Consider the following 19,121-nt stretch of genomic DNA (forward strand, 5'->3'; position numbering starts at 1 on the left):
TCAGACAGCCCTCGGCGGGGGGCGGGGGTTCACGTTGCCCGCATAGCCGTCCCACGCCGCGATCAGCGTCTCGGTGGCCCAGTACCTCCTGAACGCGGCGATATCGAGGACCTCGCCGAGCTTCGCGTCGAGCTCCGCGTCGCTCGCCAGGAGCGCGGCCGTGACGGCGTCGAGATCGCTCCGGTCGGGATCGTCCTCGTTGGTCTTCTTCTCGTACGTGGCGGTCCAGCCCTCGCGGAAGTCGCTGATCTGCCCCTCGTAGAGGTTGCCGCTGTCGTCCGTGAAATGGCGCTCGATGAGGCGCTTGCCCACCGGCTCCACGTGGGCGTAGATGCCGAGGTCGTTCCCGTTGACGGTCACGTGCGCGAAGTTGCACCGCGAGGCGGGCAAGCCTGCGTCGCGGAACACCTTGAACGCGAGGCACGTCTTGATGAGCGAGGGATCCTGGCGGGCGTTGTTGAGCGTGAGCCCCGCGAGGCCCGCGTGCCTGCGCCCATCGACGTATTCATCGAAGCTCACCTTGAGCGACGGCTTTGACCGGCTGGCGGATCCGAGGAAGCCCTTCTTGCGGACGGCCGACATCTCGAGCGCCTCGCCGTCGATGGCGTGCACGCCGATGCGCCCGGAGGGTCTCATGGTCTGTCTACTCCGACCGCGAACAGGACCCCTCTGCGTCGGCGCCGCGCGCTCAACCGTCGCCGACGCGCACCACGAGCTTGCCGAAGTTGCGCCCCTCGAGCAGGCCGATGAGCGCCGCCGGCGCGTTCTCCAGCCCGTCGACCACGTCCTCGCGCAGCTTCACCCGGCCGTCGGTGACCCACGCGTCCATGTCGCGGCGGAAGGCGTCGAAGCGATCGCCGTAATGGTCGAGGATGACCAGCCCCTGCATGCGAATGCGCTTCTGCAGCACGGCCGTCATCAGCAGCGGCAGCCGGTTCGGGCCGGGCGGCGGCGCCTCGTCGTTGTAATGGGCGATCAGCCCGACCACCGGCACGCGCGCGCCGAGGTTGAGCAGCGGCAGCACCGCGTCGAACACCGCGCCGCCGACGTTCTCGAAATAGACGTCGACGCCGTCCGGACAGGCGGCAGCGAGGCGCTCGGCGAGCTGCGGATCGCGGCGGTCGAGGCAGACGTCGAAGCCGAGCTCCTCGACCGCGTAACGGCGCTTGTCGGCGCCGCCGGCGATGCCGACCACGCGCGCGCCCTTGATCTTGGCGATCTGCCCGACCACCGCGCCGACCGCGCCGGTCGCCGCGGCCACGACCACGGTCTCGCCCGGCTCGGGCCGGCCGATGTCGAGCAGGCCGACGTGGGCGGTGAACCCGGGCATGCCGAGCACGCCGAGCGCCAGCGACGGCCGCGCCATCTCGCCGAGCTGGACGAGATCGTGACCGTCCGAGAGCGCGTGGTCCTGCCAGCCTGCGTTGCCGAGCACCAGGTCGCCGGCGCGGAACCGCGGATGCCTGGAGGCGACGACGCGGTGGACCGTGCCGCCCACCATGGGCTCGCCCAGCCGCACCGACGGCGCATAGGCCGGCGGGATCTCGTCCATCACCTGGCGCATGTATGGATCGAGCGAGAGGTACAGCGTGCGCAGCAGCACCTGTCCTTCGCCCGGCGTCGGGACGGCGGCTTCGTCGAGACGGAAGTCCTGCGGCGTCGGCAGGCCGCGAGGACGCGCGGCGAGGACGACGCGGCGATTGACAGCTTCGCGTTGAGGCATGGGCTTGCTCCTGGGGTAGGCGTTGAGTAGACCGGTCGTCTAGAAGAGGGACGCAAGAAACGGCGGGACCGCATGCGCGTCCCTCCTCAAAGGGGCTGGGCGAGACCGAGCAGCAGCCGCGTGCCGGCCATGGCCGTGTCCAGCGGCGCGCGGTCGCGGGTGATCTTGGCCAGCAGGCTGGCGCCGAGCCAGCTCTGGTAGAGCGCCACCGCGACCGCCTGCGCGTCGAGCACGGCCGGCAGCGAGGCGTCCGCCCTGCCCGACTCGATGCAGCGGGCCAGGCGCTCGATGATGGCGCGGGCGCCGCGCTCCAGCGCCGCGCGCATGCTCTCGGACAGATCGCTGACCTCGGCGCCGAGCTTGACCACGAGGCAACGGCTCTGCGCCTCGTCGCCGGTCTGCGAGTCGAGCCAGTCGCGGAAGTAGCCGATCAGCCGCTGCGCGGCCGTGCCCGGCTGCGCCAGGAGCGCGTCCATGCGGGCGAGGTAGCCGGCGAAATAGGCCTCGATCACCGCCTCGCCGAACGACTCCTTGGAGCCGAAGTAGTGATAGAACGAGCCCTTCGGCACCTGCGCGGCCGCCAGCACCTCGGCCAGGCCGACCGCGGTGAAGCCCTTCCGGAGCAGCAGCGGATGGGCGACCTCGAGGATGTGCCGGCGGACGTCGGGGGTGGCGGCGGCGGTCGCGTTCATGACATCGCCACGGTAGCATCCAGTAGACCGGTCGTCTAGTCGTCACCGCGGTGGCTCCCGCTGGAGGTGCGCCGCCCGGGGCAGCGGGCGACCGCAGGCTCGCCGTCGGCGTTCAGCTCGTGTCGGTGCCGCTCAGCCTGACCACGATGTTCGCGTCGTCGATGCGCGCCGACGAGGCGAGCGCGGTGAACCACGAGTCGCCGTGACCTGCAATTCATCGTGATGTGGCTGCAGCGCAACGTCCGTCAATCTGTGCGATCCAATGCAATCAAACCCGGACGTCAGGCCGTGCACCTCGCGCCGTGGGCCAGGTCCCCGGCGGGGTACGCGCCCATTGCGCCGAGGAGAACCCGTCCAGATCGTGGTACACGTCGACAAGGTCGCGCAGCCGAGGGACGGGGCGCAGGGAGAGCCGGGTGATATGGTTCGGAGCAGCCGGGGCAGGGAAGTCGAGTCGCCGGAGCCGCGGGGCGGCGAGGCGGGCGGCTCTGTACAGGAAGCCGGCCGGGCCGGACAACCGGCCACGGGAGAAGAGGCCGGCGGCTCGGTACGCAATGCGAGCCGCCGTGCGGAGCCAGCCCACCGCGAGGCAGGTGGCCATAGCACGCCCCGTCCGTATACCGTGGGCGTTATCACCCCCTATCTCGACGGCTCGTTCTGGAACCCGGTCCTGAAGGGCATCCACGAGACAGCGCAGCAGCACGGTTGTCGGACGCTCGTGATGCGCGGCACCCCCGCCTCGCTCCAGGCCCCCTCGCTCGCGAGAGACCAGGTGGATGGCTGGATCCTGGTGATCGCGGTGGACGGCATCGAGCAGCTCGCCGCCGCGCGGGTCCCGCTCGTCGTCGTCGGCACCGATGCCCACGAGGGCAATTGCCCGTCCGTGATTCCCGACAACCGCAGCGGGATCCGGAGCGCCGTGCTCCATCTGATCGAGCACGGGCACCGGCGCATCGCGTTCGTCGGCTACTTCGGGGAGTCCGACGTGCGCGAGCGCTTTGAAGCGTACCGGGACACGCTCGCCGAGGCGGGGATACCCCTCGATCCCGATCTGGTCATCCGGACCAGCGACAGCTGGTATCCAGGAGGCGAGAGCGCCGCTCCGCAGCTCCTCGCGCAGCGGCATGCGTGCACGGCGGCGGTCTTCGGGACGGACAAGAACGCGCTCGGGATGATGCCTTTGTTGAAGGAGGCGGGCATGCGCATCCCCGAGGACATGGCGATCGTCGGGTTCGACGATGTGCCGGACGCGCAAGCCGCCGACCCGCCGCTGACCACCGTGCGCCAGCGGTTCGAGATGATGGGGAGCGCCGCGTGCGATCTCATCCTCTCGATGCTCGCCGGCGAGACCTCCCTGCCCGAGCTCGTGCTCACGCAGAACACCTTGATCCAGCGGACCTCGTGCGGGTGCGACGTGATCCAGAGCATGCTCGACCAGGACGCGGCGCTCGGGGAGGACACCGGCGGCGACCTGGACCGGCGGCTGGTCGAGCTGCTCCTCGCGCCCCAGCCCCTCGCGCCCGGGCTGTCGCCAGCCGCGGTATGGCCAGGGGTCGCCCTGGTGCTCGCCGGGTACTCCGCGGCGATCGAGGGCACCGCGCCCCCTCCGGCGAAGGAGCTGGAGCACGCTTACCAGCAGGCCGTCGGCATCGCGCCCGACCTGGGCACCTTGATGGCGCTCGTCCGCCTGCTCCGCCGGGCCCATGCGCGGCGGGGCGGAGATGCGGCGTCCGCGCAGCGGGTCGAAGCGTTCCTGGACAGCGCGCGCCTCGCGATCGCCCGGTCCCGGCTCCATGTGGAGACGGACTCCCTGGCGCAGGTCGGGCTCCTCGTGAGGTCCAATTATGAGGTGGGCCTCGCGCTGCTCAGCGGCTCCCACCAGGAGTCCCTCTCGCTCTCATGGCTCGCGAAGACCAGCGCGATCTGGGGCTGCTTTGCGCTCCGGGAGGACGCGACCACGCTCGTCGTCGCCGGCACCTACAGCCGCCATGGCAGCGCGACGCCCGCGATCGGCGGCCGCCATCGGGTGGAGGCGTTCCCACCTGCGGAGTTGCTGCCGCCCTCGGCCGCGAGCGGCGCGCACATGATGCTCCTCCTGCCGATCCGCACCGCCCGGCGCGACTGGGGCATCCTGGCGCTCATCGGGCCGACCCTCCGCGAGCTGACCCGGGACGAGGGCACGGTCGGGGTCTGGGCGTCGCTGCTCGCCGCGGCCCTCGAGCGCAACGAGCTCGTCCAGTCGCTCTCGGCGAAGCACACGGAGCTGCAGGACGCCTATGCCATCGAGCGCGCCCTCTCCGAGACGGTGCGCGAGCTCGGTTGTCCGCTCATCCCGCTCCTGCCCGGCGTGCTGCTCGTGCCGCTGGTCGGCGCGATCGACAGGGGCCGCGCCCTCCAGGTGCTCACGGCCGTGACCGAAGGCGTGGGCCGGCATGCGGCGCGCTTCGTGCTGCTCGACATCACCGGCGTGCCGGCCGTGGACGCCGAGGTCGCCCACGCGCTGGGCCAGACGAGCCGCGCGGTCGCCCTGCTCGGCGCGCGCCTCATCCTCGTCGGCGTGCGCCCCGAGATCGCCAGGAGCCTCGTGGACGTGGACCTCGGCGATCTGTCCACGTATTCGTCGCTGGCGGGCGTCCTTCACGAGCTGACGACAGGAAGACTCCGCGCCGAGGGCGCGAAGCGCCGTTCAGCGCGCATCGCCTGACCGCGGGCGGCGCTCGCGAGCGCCCCGGGGGTGATCTCCGCGATCGCCCGCGTCCTCGCCGTTCACCGCACGGGTGATCTGGCAGATCGCCCTTCCCCGCTGCGCTACCGCCGAGATTCAAAAAGCGCGGCGAGAGTGGATAATTTGGATCAGCACGTGAGTCGTTGGAGCACAAAAGTGATTGCGATCGATTCATGATGTGTGGCTGTTCGGGCGGATCCTGATATGGTTTCTTTTCGGCGCTGTTGAGTCGCAGCATCGTGAGCCCGTGTCGGTGTCGACCTGTGTGGTCGGCGCTCGCACCAACTCGTGCCTTTCGTCGGGCGCGGCGTGGAGGAGACGATGAACCCCGAGCAGCACACGGATCGTTGGCGCCTCGAGCTCCCCGGCAAGAAGCTCAGGGTCGCGGCGCCGCTCTTGCTCGCGCTCGCCGCGGGTTGCAACGGCCAGATCGGCGGACCTGGCCAGTCCACGGGGGCCGGCACGGAGGACCCCTGGGAGGGCGGCGGGGGCGGGCCTGCGAGCGGCCAGATCCCGGAAGACGTGCTGGCCTCGCCGTTCTGCCAGACGCCGCAGCCTGGCGCGGCGCCGCTCCGCCGCCTCAGCAACCACGAGTATACGAACACGCTGAAGGATCTCTTCTCCGGCGTCTCGGGCGTGGCCTCCACCATCGACACGGTGGTCGCCACGTTCCCGAGCGAGCCCGAGTCGCTCGGCTTCCGCAACAACGCGAGCTTCCTGAGCGTCGGCTCGCTCGTCGCGCAGAAGTACCTCGACGCCGCGGAGCAGATCGCCGCCGTCGCGGCGCGCGCGCCGGGCCTGGTCTCCTGCGATCCGGCGGCGCTCGGTGAGCTCGAGTGCGCGCGCGACTTCATCCGCACCTTCGGCGCCAGGGCGTACCGGCGGCCGCTCACCGACGCCGAGGTCCAGAGCTACGAGGAGCGCTTCACCGCGGGCTCGGACGGGGCCACCTTCAACGAAGGCATCGAGTGGGTCGTCTTCAGCATGCTGCAGTCGCCGAACGTGCTCTACCGCGTCGAGGTCGGCCGGGCGGGCGCGGAGGGCGTCAACGAGCCCACGCCGTACGAGATGGCCTCGCGGCTCTCGTACCTGGTCTGGCAGTCGCAGCCGGACGAGGAGCTCACCCGCGCGGCGGCGGCCGACGAGCTGCGCACGCCGGAGCAGATCGAGGCCCAGGCGCGGCGCATGCTGGCCGATCCGCGGGCCGACCGCCTGTTCGAGTACTTCAACCAGTGGCTCGACACCGACATCCTGAGCAGCATGAGCCGCGATCCTGCGGTGTATCCGGGCGTCGTGTCCGGGCTGCCCGCCCTGCTCCACGAGGAGACGCGCACGTTCGTGAAGAGCCTGTTCGCGGACCCGAGCGGCTCGCTCGACGAGCTCTTCACCGCCGATTACAGCTTCGTGAACGGCGCCCTCGCGAAGCACTATGGAGTGGGCGGCGTGAGCGGCGACGACTTCGTCAGGGTCGACATGCCCGGTCGCTCGGGCGTGCTGACCCAGGGCATGCTGCTCACGCGCGACAAGGCGACGCGCACCTCGATCGTCCGGCGCGGCCTCAAGGTGCGCACCGATCTCCTGTGCAAGCTCGTGCCCGCGCCCCCCAACGACGTGGAGCTCGATCTCGAGGGCCTGGGAGACGGGCTCTCGCAGCGCGAGCGCCTCGAGCTCCACCGCACCGATCCGAGCTGCGCGGGGTGCCACAACCTGATGGACCCCCTCGGCGTGGTGTTCGAGTCGTTCGACGCCGTGGGCCGCTCCCGCACGACGGACGAGGAGGGCAGGCCGGTCGTCACCTCGAGCAACATCGCGCACACGTTCGACCTCGACGGCCCCGTGGCGAACGCCGCCGAGCTGGGCCAGCGCCTCGCGCAGAGCGAGGAGGCGCGCGCCTGCTACGTGCTGCAGAACTTCCGCTTCTTCTACGGCCGCGACAAGACCGACGCCGATCGCTGCTCGATGGCGGCGCTGTCGCTCGCGTTCAAGGAGAGCGGCTACAGCCTGTCCGAGCTCGTTGTCGCGCTCACGCAGACCGACGCCTTCCGCTACCGCCCGTGATCACCCCGGAGGACCCATGAAACCCCTGAGCCGCCGTACTTTCCTGCGTGGCGCATCCGGAGTTGCGCTCGCGCTCCCGTTCCTCGACGCCATGCGCCCGAGCCGCGCGCGAGCCCAGGAGGCGCCGCCCGCCCCGCGCCGCCTCATGTTCGTGTTCCAGGCGAACGGCGACCAGACGGCGAGGCGCTTCAGCGCCGGCGGTGAGACGAGCTTTCAGCTCGGCGAGTTCCTCGCCCCGCTCGAGCCCTACCGCGAGGATCTCCTCTTCCTCAACAACCTGCACAAGCGCTTCTACGATCTGCCGGAGTCCGAGCGGGCCGACAACCACCAGCAGGGCGGCAGCTCGCTCGCGCCGTGGAGGTCCGGCACCGGGTCGTTCCCGATCGGCGGCACCGAGAGCACCATCGGATACGTGGAGGGGCCGAGCGCCGACTACGCGATCGGCGGTCGGGTGCTGGAAGGCAACGAGCGCGTCGCGCACCGGCACCTCGTGTACCGGGTCGGCACCAAGTGGAACGACATCTGGAACACGCACGCTCACGCGGGGCCCGTGGGCGAGCAGAACCCGATCCCGGCGGAGACCGACCCGTACGCGGCCTACGCCCGCATCTTCTCCTTCACGCCCGACGACGCGGCCGCGCAGAAAGAGGTGCTGAGGCGCCTGGCGAAGAGGCAGTCGGCCATCGATCTGGTGCGCGAAGAGGGCAATTCGCTCCTCACCAGGCTCGGCGCCGAGGACCGCGCCAAGATCCAGCAGCACCTCGACTCGATGCGCGACATCGAGCGCGCGCTCCAGACCGGCAACGGCGCGGCCGCGTGCGTGCAGACCCCGCTCGGCGAGCGGCTCGACCCCTATGACGACGACAACCACATGATCATGGGCGAGCTGTTCTTCAAGATCAGCGCCCTGGCGTTCGCCTGCGATCTCACGCGCGTGGTGAACTTCAACTGGAGCGGCAACACCAGCGGCCGCGTCTACTCGAACCTGGGCCTCAGCGAGGGTCACCACGACATCTCCCACAACAGCGATGACGCCGCGTTCGCCGACGTGCGCAAGATCCACAGGCACCTCTGGGAGCAGAACACCAAGCTCTACGAGATCTTGAAGAACACGAGCGACGGCGACGGCACCCTCTGGGATCACACGCTCGTCGTGCACTGGAACGAGCTCGGGCAGGGCGACACCCACAGCATCCACGACACCCTGGTCGTCCTCGCGGGCAAGGCGCACGACTACTTCCGGCGCGGGCGCATGATCGACTTCGACGGCGATCGCTCGTTTGCCGACATGCTCGTGAGCTGCTTCCACTACATGGGCTTCGAGGACGTCACGAGCTTCGGCCACGAGATCCTGAACACGGGGGGCGCCCTGCCGCTCACCTGAGTCAGCCCGGCGCGAGCGAGAGCCCTCGCTCCCGGACCAGCCCCTCCGAGAGCTCCCACGTGCGGCTCGCCAGGGCGGCATCGTACGAGAGCGGGGTGGGGGTGAAGCGCTTCGGATCGAACAGGACCGCGCCGTGCGCGTCGCTCGTGTCGGCCGCGGTGAGCAATCGGACGACGTTCTCCGCGGACCGCTCCGGCGCCACCCCGGCGACGCTGTAGATCGCTCGCACCCACCACGGACCGCTCATCGCATTCTGCGTCTTCGTCATCCCGACGCAGGCGATGCTCGCCGTCACCGGCAGGCCATTCCACCGCTTCGCCGCCTCCTGCACGTGGAGATACCCCAGCACCTGCGAGGACATGAGCGCTCGGAGCAGCGACCACCTCCGCCGATCGAACTGAAGATCCTCCAGATCGGGCACAAGGCCCGAGGGCGCCTTGCCGCCGACGTGCACGATCCGGCCGTCGCCCGAGGCCGCGAGCTCCCCGACCAGCGCGCGGTTCAGCGCGTACCGGGCGAGGTACTGCAGGCCGAACGCGAGGTCGAAGCCGTCGGCCGTGGTGGCTCGCTGGAAGCGCACGGTCATCGCGCTGTGCACGAGCCCGTGGATCACGCGCCGGGAGGCCCGGATCTGTTCGGCTGCCTGCGCCACCCCGGCGACCGAGGACACGTCGGCCTGCACCCAGGCGGCCTCCCTCGCCCCCGCCTCCCGGAGGGCACGCGTGGCCTCCTCGCCTCGCGCGCGGTCGCGCCCCACGAGCAGCACGGAGGCGCCGCGGCGCGCCACCGCCGTGGCCGTCGCGAGCCCGATGCCAGCCGACCCACCCACGAAGACAAAGCTCGCCGCCTCCACGCTCCGCTCCTTCATCGGTCCTCTCCTCACCAGGGTTGTTGATAGATACCGTGGTGAACGCGGACGTTCAGTGATATCCAATCCATGATGGTTGATGGATCGTCCCGGGAGAGCGCCGCCGATCCGCTGAGCGGCGTCCTCGAGGCGGTCCGCCTGCGCGGGAGCGTCTTCGGCGCGGGCGAGCTCGGGGCGCCCTGGGGCGTGCAGACGCCGGGGATCCCGGAGCTCGTCTGCTACGTGGTCGTCCGGGGCGCGGCGCACCTCGCGCTGCTCGACGCGCCGCGGGCTCAGGTCGCGATCGCGAGCGGCGACGTGGTCCTCGTGGCGGCGGGGCGCGCGCACGCGCTGCGGGACAGCCCGAGGAGCGCGGTGGTCTCGTTCGACGAGCTCCGCCGCGCCGCCGGCGATGGCCCTGGTCCGCTCCGGTGGGGCGGCTCGGGGCCTCGCACGACGCTGGTCTGCGGGTCGCTCGCGGTCGACGAGGCCGGACGCGCCCTCCTGGGGTCGGCGCTGCCGGGCTTCCTGCACCTCCCCGCCGAGACCGCGGGCCCCGGGCTCCTCGGCGTCCTGGGCGCGCTGGCCAGCGAGGTCGCGGCGCCTCAGCCGGGCTCGGGGGCCGCGCTCACGCGGCTCGCCGAGCTCGTCTTCATCCACGCGCTGCGCGCCTCCATCGCGCGAGGCGTCGCCGGCGCCGGGTGGCTGAGGGGGCTCGGGCACCCCTCGATCGCGCGCGCGCTCGCCGCGATCCACGCGGATCCTGGCGCGCCGTGGACGGTCGACGCGCTCGCCGGGCGCGCCGGGATGTCGCGCTCGGCGTTCGCCGCCGAGTTCCGCCGTCAGGTGGGCGAGCCGCCGCTCGCGCACGTGACAGCGTGGCGAATGCGCCACGCCGCGAGGCTGCTCGAGGAGGGGGGCCTGAGCATCAAGGACATCGCGGCGAAGGTGGGCTACGGGTCCGACGAGGCGTTCAACCGCGTGTTCAAGGGCTGGGCCGGCGTCCCGCCCGGCGCGTACCGCCGCCGTCCGAGGCCGGGCCCGCGCGATGCGCGCCGATGAGCTGGGCGACCGTCGCGAGGGTCACCTCGCGTGCGGGGCGCGTGGGAACACCGAAGGGAATCTCCAGCTCTGGTACTCGTGGTGGTGTAGCCAGAACGGCGACGCCACGTCGAATGATGAGATCCACTGCGCCCGGTGCGGGATGTACTCGCTGTTCATCCACGAGCGTTGATCGGTTTGACGGGAGACCTGTTCATTGGCGCGCCGCCTCCCATTCGGGGCTGCGCAGGAAGTACGTGTCGTAGAGCTCCTGCACGTCGCGCAAGGTGTCGGGCGGCTCCTGGCCGTACGCGATGCGCGTGAGCTTGCGGAAGTACTCGAAGCGCTCGACCCCTGGGGTGATGACGATCAAGAGCTCTGCGCTCTTGCCGCGCGCGGCCGCGAACGCGTGGGCGACCTGGGGCGGGACGACGAGGAGGTCGCCTCGCTCCGCCGTCACGATGTCGCTCCCCGAGAGGACCTGCACGGCGCCGTCGAGCACGTAGAACATCTCGGCCGAGCCGTTGTGGCGGTGCGGCCGCGCGCCGTCCGCGTCCTTCGCGAGCGTCACACGTACGGTGGAGAGGGCTCCGCCCGTCGCGCTGCTGTCCGCGAGGAGCTGGACCCTCGCGGTCGGGGCGCCGACGACTTCAGCATCGGAACCTCGGACGACGACCGGCTGATCGAACCTGGGCTGGATGATCGACATACCGCCCATTGGAGCATCGAGCGGGGAGCGCTCGCCAGCGAATCACGCGCACGCTTTCTTCATGGTGGGAGCGATGAGGATGGCCAAGCTCGGTGGGATTGCGCTCGCGTAGCGGATCGCCAGCGGTCTGGCCCGCCCCGCGGCGGGCTGGCCCGACCTCTCGCTCAATGGGTCTGGGGGCGGAGGGCGAACGCGACCGGAGCCCCGGATGTCCGCTCGGCACAGGCGCCGCGATTCACCCACTCATCCGCGAGCCGGTTTGCTCTTCCTTCTCCCGCCGGTCTTCTGAAGCGGCTCCACGGCGTCCGCGCCCTTGCCCGTCCGTGCCGCCCGGCCCGCAGGCTCGACCCTGGCCAGCGCTGCGCACGCGAGGTCGGGCAGGGTCGCCCTCATCCACGCGGGGTCCACGACGCCGGACGCCGAGAGGTAGGCGCGGCAGGCCTGGTGCGCCGGGCCGAGCAGCACGACGTCGAGCGTCACCTCGGACGAGCGCGCCCCGGAGAAGACGCCGAGCTCCGCGAGGTGCGCCGTCATCTCCGCCTTGAGCCGCGTCTTGGTGTCCCGGAGCGCCGCGCGGTGATGCCCGTCGAGCTCCAGCGCGAGCGCCTGGTACATGAAGCGCGCCTCGGCCTCGTGGTCGAACACCCAGGTCAGGTGCGCCTCCACGAGCGCCCGCACCGCCGAGCGCGGCGTCCTGGCGGCGAGCACGCGCGCGGTCATGGCCCCCGCCAGCCGCTCGAAGGTCCGCTCGAGCAGCGCCGCCACCAGCGCCGGGAAGTCCTCGAAGAGGTGGTACACGCTCGAAGGGCTCGCGCCCGCCTCCTTGCGGACGTCCTCGATGCCAGTGCGCAAGAGGCCACGCTGCTCGAAGCAGCGGAGCGCCGCGTCCAGCAGCGCCTCCCGGCGGGCCACGCCGCTCTGTCGAGCCACGGCCATGCCCTCTCCCCTACCGCAGCCCCGCGCCGCTGACCAGCCTGCCTTGTTGGAGGGTTCTTCCAAATTGTTGTGGAAGATTCTTCCAGTTGGTTTACCTTACCCGGCGAAAGCGAGGTGTCGCATGGAGCTGGGGCTGAAGAAGAGGGCCGCGCTGGTGACAGGTGGCTCGCAGGGGATCGGCAAGGAGGTGGCGTTGCAGCTCGCGGCCGAGGGGGCCCGCGTGGCGCTCACCTACCGGAGCGAGCGTGAGAAGGCCCGAGAGGTCGTCCAGGAGATCGAGCGTCGAGGCGGCGAGGCGCTCGCGCTGGAGCTCGACCTCGGGTCGCTCGAGTCGGTCAAGGCGGCCGTCGCGGCCGCCCTGGCGCGCTTCGGGCAGCTCGATGTGCTCGTCAACAACGCGGTCCGCTGGAGCGAGCGCCTGCCCTGGGAAGCGCCGCGCTTCGAGGACATCCCGCTCGAAGAGTGGCAGGGCACGATCCACGACAACGTCGACGGCGCCTTCGCCGCCATCCAGGCCGCGGTGCCCTCCATGCGCGCCCGCGGCTGGGGCCGTATCGTCAACCTCTCCTCGGGCGCGGCGCTCGACGGGGTGGTGGGCTCCGGTCCGTACGCCGCCGCCAAATCGGCGCTCCACGGGCTCACCGCGGTGCTCGCGCGCGAGCTCGGGCCGCACGGGATCCTGGCCAACGTGGTGGTCCCGGGATTGACCCTGACCGATAAACTGAGCGCGCGGATATCACCGGAGTTCGCGGCGCAGCGCGGGAAGGCGTATCCGGTGGGGCGGCTCTTGCGGGCCGAGGAGGTCGCGCCCACCATCGTCTTCCTGTGCTCGGCGGCGAACACCGCGGTCACCGGCGAGATCGTCCGCGCGAGCGGTGGCCGGCCGATGTGATCAGGGGATAGACCCCCGGGGCGGGAGGCGCGCGATCATGCGTCGAGGCGCGCGATCATGCCAGATCGCTCGAGCAGACCGGCGCGCGCTGCGACGCCGGCGGCCCGGCGCCGGGGAGCTCGACCGTGAACGTGGCGCCGGCGCCGAGCGCGCTCTGGACGCGGATCGAGCCGCCGTGCGCCTGCGCGAGCTGGCGGCTGATGTACAGGCCGAGCCCCAGCCCGCCGTAGTGCCGGTCGGACACGGCGCGCTCGAAGCGGTCGAAGATCCGCCCCTGGCGCGCCGGGTCGATGCCGATGCCGTGATCCCTCACCGAGAGCCGCGCCGTCCCGCCCTCCTCGCCGAGGACGATCTCGATGGGCTTGCCCGCGCCGAACTTGATCGCATTCGTGAGCAGGTTCGTGACGATCTGGTCGAGGCGCGAGCGGTCCCAGCAGCCCACGATCCGGCCGCCGTTACGCAGCGAGACAGCGCACCCGGCGCGCGCCAGATCCAGCTCGAACCGCGCGACAACGTCGCGGACGACCGCGCCGAGGTCGACCTCCGCGACGTCGAGCGAGACCCGGTCGGTGTCGATCCGCGAGACCTCGAGGAGCTCGTTGCTCAGGCGGGCCAGGCGCGCGGCCTGCCGCAGCGCGCGCTCGACCTGCCTGCCCATCGCCTGCGGGTCGCAGGGCCGACCCGACTGGAGGCTCCGATCCATCGCCTCGAGCGTGAGCGTGAGCGACGTCATCGGCGTGTTGAGCTCGTGCGTCGCCACGGTGAGGAACTCGTCCCGCAGGCGGATGGCCTCCTGGGCGGCCAGGTACAGCCGCGCATTGTCGATCGCGAGCGCGGCCCTGTGCGCCACCTGCTGGACGAGCTCCAGGTCGGCCTCCGCGTAGCGGCGCTCCGGCGCGGACGAGACGACGCTCAGCGCCCCGAGCGGCCGTCCCCGCGTCATGAGCGGCACGGAGATGAAGCTGTGTGTCCCGAGCTCGCGGAGGATCCTCGCGTGCTCGTCGTCCTCGCAGTATTTCCGGAAGTCTTCCTCGGAATACAAGGGGACCAGGAGCGGCTTACCGCTCCGCAGCACCCTGGACGCCGGGTGAGACGAGCTCCGGCCAGGGGGATACCGCCGCGGTAGCTGCTCGAGCAACGGTTGCTTCGAGGGGACCCTGTGCGCGCAGAGGCTTCGCTGGAGGTGCTCCCCTTCGATGACGTCGATGATGCACCAGTCGCAGAGCGACTGCACCGAGAGCCGCGCGACGCGCGACAGCGTCTCGCCGATATCGAGCGATCCGGAGAGGATCTCCCCGGCCGCGGCCACGAAGGCCGCGCGCCGCTCCGCCGCCTCGGCCTCGGTCCGCGCGGCCTGCTCCCTGGCGAGCAGCCGCGCGTTTTCCAGGGAGATCGCCGCCTGCGCGGCGAGGAGCGACAGGGCAGCGAGCCGCTCCGGCGGGAACGCGCCGGCGAGGAGGTCGTTCTCGAGGTAGAGCAGGCCCGCCACCTCCGCCTGCCTCAGGATAGGCATGCAGAGGAGCGATCGGGGCTCGCGCCGCGCGAAGTACTCGTCGCCGGAGAACTTGCCCGCGTCGGCCGCGGCGTGGGTCAGGACGACGCACTCCTTCGTCCGGTGCACGTAGCGAACGAGCGACAGGGGGACGCGCCGCGACGCGTCCTCCGTCGCGCGCGGGAGCACGGTCGTCACTTCCCCGCTCTCCTCGAGGATGGCCTCGGCTTCGATGGAGAGGCGCTCGTCCTGATGCAGGACGAGGCAAGCTCGCTGCGCGCCGCCCTGCTCGAGGACCACCGTGAGCAGCGTCCGCAGGAGCTCGTCGAGGACGATCTCGCGCGAGATGGTCTGCGACGCCTTGATCACCGAGAGCTGGTCGAGCTGCTCGGACCGCGCCTCGAAGGAGGCCGTCGGGGCGATCGGCCTCGCGTCCCAGAGGTGCGGGTGCTGCTGATCGATGCGCTGGGCCTTGCCGTCCGCCCCCCAGCGGACATAGCCGGCGCGGGCCTCGCGGAGGTACGTATCGGCGATCAGCGCGAACCCTCGCTCCCGGTAGAACCCCGACGCGAGCTCGCAGGCCAGCGCCTCGTTGTGGACGAAGTGGTTCGCGCGGGCGGAGCGGATGGCTTGCTCGTAGAGCTGGGCCGCGCTGTCCCATTCGCCGCGGAGGCGCGCGAGCTCGGCGCCGATCAGCGCCGACCGGTTGCCGAAATTCTCGGGGCAGCTCTCCGCCCAGGTGTCGATCTGCCTCTGGTGGGCGGCGAGGGCGTCGAGGTGCCGGCGCCGCTCGCCGGTATCCGCCGCGCGGCAGCGCGCCGCCCGCGCGAGCGCACCATAGAAATGATACTCGGCCAGCTCGAAGAACGAGCCCGACGTCCAGAGCAGCGGCCGCGCCTTCTCCGCGGCCTCGAGCGCGGCCTCGACGTCGTCCGCGTGGAAGCGCGCTTGCAGCTTGCGTATCCAGTACCAGCAGGCGGCGATCGCGAGGCGCGGATCGCCCTCCAGGCGCTGCTCGAACCGGCGCTCGTCGAAGTCCGCGTCGTTGAACGAGGGGAAATCGGGCAAGAGGCCCCGGAGGGCCCGGATGAGCCGGAGCTGCGCGGTGATGATGTCGACCGCGAGGCCGAACCGCGCCCGCTGCACGAAGTCGAGCGCGCTCTCGGCCTCTCGCTGCACCTCGCCGAGGGGCTCTCCCGCGGCGAGGAGGATCGTGACCAGGCAGTTCTTGTTGTACGAAGCATACGTGAGGTCGCCGGTCTCCTGCCCCGCCTCGAAGCCCCGTCGCAGGAGCTCGACGCCGGTGCGCATGTGCCTCACCCACGGGTTGACCCGGTGCCCGAAGCCCAGGTAGACGCGGGATCTGAACCGCAGCGCGCCGCGGCGCTCCAGGAGGTCGAGGCCGAGCCGGGCGAACCGGTAGGCCATGCGGTAATCGCCGAAGCGCGGCCCGAGGAGCATGCCGAACCAGGTGTAGGCCAGGCACGATGCGTCGCAGTTGCCGTGCTCGAGGCTGAGGTTCGTCATGCGCATCACGACGAGGCAATTCAGGTTGGCGTCGGTGAACAGCGCCGGCGACTGGGCGTGGGTCAGGACCTCGAGGGTCGCGCGGCACGCCGGATTGGCCATCTGGGGTGAGCCGATGAGGTCCTCGACCGCGCGGCCGGCGAGCAGCTCCGAGACCCGCGCGTACTCCTTCCGTACCTCCTCGTCCGTGGGGTGCGGCGACCACGTGATGCCGACGCGGCGGAGGTACTCGAGGCCCACGTCGACGCCGCGGTCGCTGCGGTCCATGGTCGTGTAGAGGCCGAGCCGCACGCACGTGACGGCGGCCAGATCGACGAGGCTCCCGGCGCGGCGCGAGAGCGCCGAGAGGCGCTCCTCGGCCGCCGAGAGGTCGCCGGTGAGGTACTCGCACTCGGCCCGGTGGAGCTCGAGCTGGAACGTGAGCTCGTACCGCCGCTCCCAGCAGTCCTCCGGGAGAAGCGCCCTGCCGGCGGCGAGGTACCTCAGCGCCGAAGCGCAGGCCGTCGACCCCTTGGCGCGCTTGGCCGCGACGAGGTTGAGCTCCGCCACCCGCTCGCGCTCCTCCGGCGACGCGATCAGCGGAGCGCCGCGATCGAGCTGATTGACGATCTCGAAGATCTTCTCTTCCACCTCCTCCGGCGCCGCGCGCGACGCGAGCAGCCGGCCGATCCCGAGGTGCCTCGCCGCCCGCTCGCCCTCGGGCATGAGCGAATAGGCGGCCTCCTGGACCCGATCGTGCAGGAACCTGTACGACGCGTCCTTGCGCAGGACCAGCCCCGCGCGGACGGCCTCCCCGAGGTCCGCGTGCGTCTCCTCCACCGAGCAGCCGCGGACCAGCGCGAGGAGGGCGACGTCGGCTGTGCTGCCGAGACAGGCGAGGTGCTTCATCGCCTCCTGGGTGCCAGGGGGGAGCCGCGCGAGCTTGCCGACCATCAGGTCGATCACGTTGTCCGTGAAGCCCTTGTCGCGGATCTTCGCCACGTCCCACCGGAAGACCTCGGCGCGCTCGTCGAACTCGATGAGCCGCTCCTCGCGCAGCGCGGTGAGGAACTGGATCGCGAAGAAGGGGTTTCCGGCCGTCCTGTCGTGGACGAGCTCCGCGAGGTGCGCGGCGTCCTCGCGGCGGCAGCGGAACGCGTCGCTGACGAGCGCGGCCAGGTGCTCCCGGGAGAGCGGGCCGAGCACGACGTCGGAGACGCGCGCGCCGTCCTCACGCGCCTGGTCGAGCGCCGCCGCGAGCGGGTGCGAGGGGGTCACCTCGTTGTCGCGGTACGCGCCGACGACGAGGAGGTGGCCCACCTCGGGGTGGGTCACCAGATCGTGAAGGAGCCCGAGGCTCGCCGGGTCGCTCCACTGGAGATCGTCGAGGAAGAGCGCGAGGGGGTGCTCCTTCCGCGCGAATACCCCGATGAAGCTCCGGAACACGACGCAGAAGCGGTGCTGCGCCTCGGCCAGCGGGAGCTCGGGGACGGGCGCTTGTCGGCCGATGACGAGCTCGACCTGCGGGATGACATTCACGATGAGCTGCGCGTTGGTCCCGACCGCGTCGAGCAGCCGCTGCCTCCAGGCCGCGATCCGGTCCTCCGGCTCGGCGAGGATGTCGCGCACGGCCTCCCGGAAGGCCTGGACGAGCGTGAAATAGGGGATCTCGCGCTTGTATCGATCGAACTTCCCGGAGAGGAACAGGGCTCGTTCCCGGACGACCCGCTTGCAGAGCTCGTGAACGAGCGCCGACTTTCCGCTGCCGGAATAGCCCGAGACCAGGACGAGCTCGGTGGCTCCCGTGTCCCCCACGCGCTCGAACGCGCGCAGCAAGTCGGTCATCTCGCGCTCGCGGCCGTAGAGCTTCTGCGGGAGCTGGACGCGGCCGGAGATGTCGCGCTCGCCGAGAGAGAACGGCTCGATGCTGCCGTGATCTCGGTGCTGCGAGAGGCACCGCTCGAGGTCGTGCTTGAGGCCGCGGGCGGTCTGGTAGCGATCCTCCGCCATCTTGGCGAGGAGCTTCAGGACGATCGCCGAGAGCACCTCGGGCAGCTCCGGGACGACCGCGGAGGGCGGCGGCGGGGCGAGAGCGACGTGGCAGTGCACCCACTCGAGCGGATCCCGCGCCTCGAAGGGCAGGCGCCCGGTGAGCATCTGGTAGAACGTGACGCCGAGCGCATAGAGGTCTGCCCGGCTGTCGATCGCCCGGTTCATCCGCCCCGTCTGCTCGGGAGACAGGTACGGCAAGGAGCCCTCGATGAGCCGGGGAGGCCCTGCCGCCGGCTGGTCGCGCGAGACGCGGGAGGCGAGGCCGAGGTCGGCGAGCTTCACCTCGCCCGTGGTCGTGTTGACGAGGATGTTCTGGGGCTTGAGATCCCTGTGGATGATGTCCCGCTGGTGGAGCTCCGCCACGCAGGCCACGGTACGGACAGCGAGCTCCAGGAACCGGCCGACGCTCATCGGCCCGTCGATGAGCTGAGCGAGCGACTCGCCGCCGAAATCCTCCATGACGAGCGCCGGCAGCCCCTCGAACGTCTCCAGGGCGATCGGTGTGACGATGGCCTCGTGGCTCACCATCTTGCCTATCGTGTACTCGTGTTGCAGGCGCTCGATGTCCTGCGAGCGGCCGCTCCTCGGGTCGATGACCTTCAAGATCACCGGGCGGCCATCGGCGCTGCGGACCGCGCGGAGCAGGCGGGTCCGTCCGCCCTCGTGGAGGGCGCCGGTGATCGTGTACGGGGACGGCGCGTGCATCTCCATGGGGAGATTCACGGGGACGACGCGCCGCGACGCGCTGGCCCCGCCCGGCGCTCCGGTGGGAGGTCGGGGCCGCCGGCGATGCTCGAGCTGCCGAGCCCGCGCGCCGCCCCGAGGCACCCCGGCCACGCGAGCGGCGCGGGCGGACGGCGCCAGCCGGACACCGCGCCCTCCGCCTCATGCTCCCGCGATCGTGACATCACCAGATCCCTCCCGATCTCGATACCATGTCGACTCCGCGGCGCTCGCGCCGTGGGCGCCCGGCGCACGAGCGGCCGGATTGAGCTGCTTCGCCGCTCGGACCACCGCGCCACCCACTCCCGAACCGAGCCGCTGTTTCACCGAGGACCCGACTG

Annotated in this window: 13 protein-coding genes; 6 read left to right on the top strand and 7 right to left on the bottom strand. The window is 71.2% G+C overall.

The window, feature by feature from the left end; genetic code table 11:
* The 3 genes from WME96_RS44105 to WME96_RS44115 form a co-directional block, all read right to left on the bottom strand.
* Positions 1-636: a CotH kinase family protein gene (locus WME96_RS44105; protein WP_437287528.1), complete on the bottom strand. Its 636-nt coding sequence runs from the start codon at positions 634-636 to the stop codon at positions 1-3.
* Between the two features lie 52 nt (positions 637-688).
* Positions 689-1,723: an NADP-dependent oxidoreductase gene (locus tag WME96_RS44110; protein WP_437287529.1), complete on the bottom strand. Its 1,035-nt coding sequence runs from the start codon at positions 1,721-1,723 to the stop codon at positions 689-691.
* 86 nt (positions 1,724-1,809) lie between these two features.
* The gene (locus WME96_RS44115; RefSeq protein WP_437287530.1) at positions 1,810-2,415 is read right to left on the bottom strand and encodes a TetR/AcrR family transcriptional regulator; all 606 of its coding nucleotides are present in this window, start codon (positions 2,413-2,415) and stop codon (positions 1,810-1,812) included.
* A gap of 50 nt (positions 2,416-2,465) precedes the next feature.
* On the opposite strand from WME96_RS44115, the gene WME96_RS44120 reads away from it, so the two are divergent.
* From WME96_RS44120 to WME96_RS44135, 4 genes are all read left to right on the top strand, one after another.
* Positions 2,466-2,621 (top strand): hypothetical protein, encoded by a 156-nt coding sequence (locus tag WME96_RS44120; protein WP_437287531.1) that lies wholly within the window; start codon positions 2,466-2,468, stop codon positions 2,619-2,621.
* Positions 2,622-3,037: 416 nt separating this feature from the next.
* Positions 3,038-5,119, top strand: a complete 2,082-nt coding sequence (locus WME96_RS44125; protein WP_437287532.1) for a substrate-binding domain-containing protein — start codon at positions 3,038-3,040, stop codon at positions 5,117-5,119.
* 342 nt (positions 5,120-5,461) lie between these two features.
* On the top strand, positions 5,462-7,198 hold the full coding sequence (locus tag WME96_RS44130; RefSeq protein ID WP_437287533.1) for a DUF1592 domain-containing protein: 1,737 nt from the start codon (positions 5,462-5,464) through the stop codon (positions 7,196-7,198).
* Positions 7,199-7,214: 16 nt separating this feature from the next.
* Positions 7,215-8,582, top strand: coding sequence for a DUF1552 domain-containing protein (locus tag WME96_RS44135; RefSeq protein WP_437287534.1), 1,368 nt, complete (start codon positions 7,215-7,217; stop codon positions 8,580-8,582).
* Position 8,583: 1 nt separating this feature from the next.
* On the opposite strand, the gene WME96_RS44140 is transcribed toward WME96_RS44135, so the two are convergent.
* Positions 8,584-9,450 carry an SDR family NAD(P)-dependent oxidoreductase gene (locus WME96_RS44140; RefSeq protein ID WP_437287535.1) on the bottom strand — a complete coding sequence of 289 codons (867 nt, stop codon included), beginning with the start codon at positions 9,448-9,450 and terminating at the stop codon, positions 8,584-8,586.
* 69 nt (positions 9,451-9,519) lie between these two features.
* Between WME96_RS44140 and WME96_RS44145 the strand changes: the two genes are divergently transcribed.
* Positions 9,520-10,491 (top strand): AraC family transcriptional regulator, encoded by a 972-nt coding sequence (locus WME96_RS44145; RefSeq protein ID WP_437287536.1) that lies wholly within the window; start codon positions 9,520-9,522, stop codon positions 10,489-10,491.
* Between the two features lie 193 nt (positions 10,492-10,684).
* Here WME96_RS44145 and WME96_RS44150 read toward each other — a convergent pair whose 3' ends face one another.
* Together WME96_RS44150 and WME96_RS44155 are read right to left on the bottom strand one after the other, a co-directional pair.
* Entirely contained in the window at positions 10,685-11,179 is a 495-nt protein-coding gene (locus WME96_RS44150; protein ID WP_437287537.1) for a cupin domain-containing protein, read from the bottom strand.
* A 243-nt stretch (positions 11,180-11,422) separates the two neighbouring features.
* Positions 11,423-12,115, bottom strand: a complete 693-nt coding sequence (locus WME96_RS44155; protein ID WP_437287538.1) for a TetR/AcrR family transcriptional regulator — start codon at positions 12,113-12,115, stop codon at positions 11,423-11,425.
* Positions 12,116-12,236: 121 nt separating this feature from the next.
* Here WME96_RS44155 and WME96_RS44160 point away from each other — a divergent pair, with 121 nt between their 5' ends.
* Positions 12,237-13,007 (top strand): SDR family NAD(P)-dependent oxidoreductase, encoded by a 771-nt coding sequence (locus tag WME96_RS44160; protein ID WP_437287539.1) that lies wholly within the window; start codon positions 12,237-12,239, stop codon positions 13,005-13,007.
* A 55-nt stretch (positions 13,008-13,062) separates the two neighbouring features.
* On the opposite strand, the gene WME96_RS44165 is transcribed toward WME96_RS44160, so the two are convergent.
* The gene (locus WME96_RS44165; RefSeq protein WP_437287540.1) at positions 13,063-18,768 is read right to left on the bottom strand and encodes an AAA family ATPase; all 5,706 of its coding nucleotides are present in this window, start codon (positions 18,766-18,768) and stop codon (positions 13,063-13,065) included.
* Positions 18,769-19,121 lie beyond the last annotated feature (353 nt).

This window comes from Sorangium sp. So ce406, from assembly GCF_051474675.1.
Taxonomy (GTDB): Bacteria; Myxococcota_A; Polyangia; order Polyangiales; family Polyangiaceae; genus Sorangium; species Sorangium cellulosum_G.

Coding starts and splice junctions, on each gene's coding strand:
- WME96_RS44105 (WP_437287528.1), bottom strand. CDS start 636: ATGAGACCCTCCGGGCGCATCGGCGTGCACGCCATCGACGGCGAGGCG.
- WME96_RS44110 (WP_437287529.1), bottom strand. CDS start 1,723: ATGCCTCAACGCGAAGCTGTCAATCGCCGCGTCGTCCTCGCCGCGCGT.
- WME96_RS44115 (WP_437287530.1), bottom strand. CDS start 2,415: ATGAACGCGACCGCCGCCGCCACCCCCGACGTCCGCCGGCACATCCTC.
- WME96_RS44130 (WP_437287533.1), top strand. CDS start 5,462: ATGAACCCCGAGCAGCACACGGATCGTTGGCGCCTCGAGCTCCCCGGC.
- WME96_RS44135 (WP_437287534.1), top strand. CDS start 7,215: ATGAAACCCCTGAGCCGCCGTACTTTCCTGCGTGGCGCATCCGGAGTT.
- WME96_RS44140 (WP_437287535.1), bottom strand. CDS start 9,450: ATGAAGGAGCGGAGCGTGGAGGCGGCGAGCTTTGTCTTCGTGGGTGGG.
- WME96_RS44145 (WP_437287536.1), top strand. CDS start 9,520: ATGATGGTTGATGGATCGTCCCGGGAGAGCGCCGCCGATCCGCTGAGC.
- WME96_RS44150 (WP_437287537.1), bottom strand. CDS start 11,179: ATGTCGATCATCCAGCCCAGGTTCGATCAGCCGGTCGTCGTCCGAGGT.
- WME96_RS44155 (WP_437287538.1), bottom strand. CDS start 12,115: ATGGCCGTGGCTCGACAGAGCGGCGTGGCCCGCCGGGAGGCGCTGCTG.
- WME96_RS44160 (WP_437287539.1), top strand. CDS start 12,237: ATGGAGCTGGGGCTGAAGAAGAGGGCCGCGCTGGTGACAGGTGGCTCG.
- WME96_RS44165 (WP_437287540.1), bottom strand. CDS start 18,768: ATGGAGATGCACGCGCCGTCCCCGTACACGATCACCGGCGCCCTCCAC.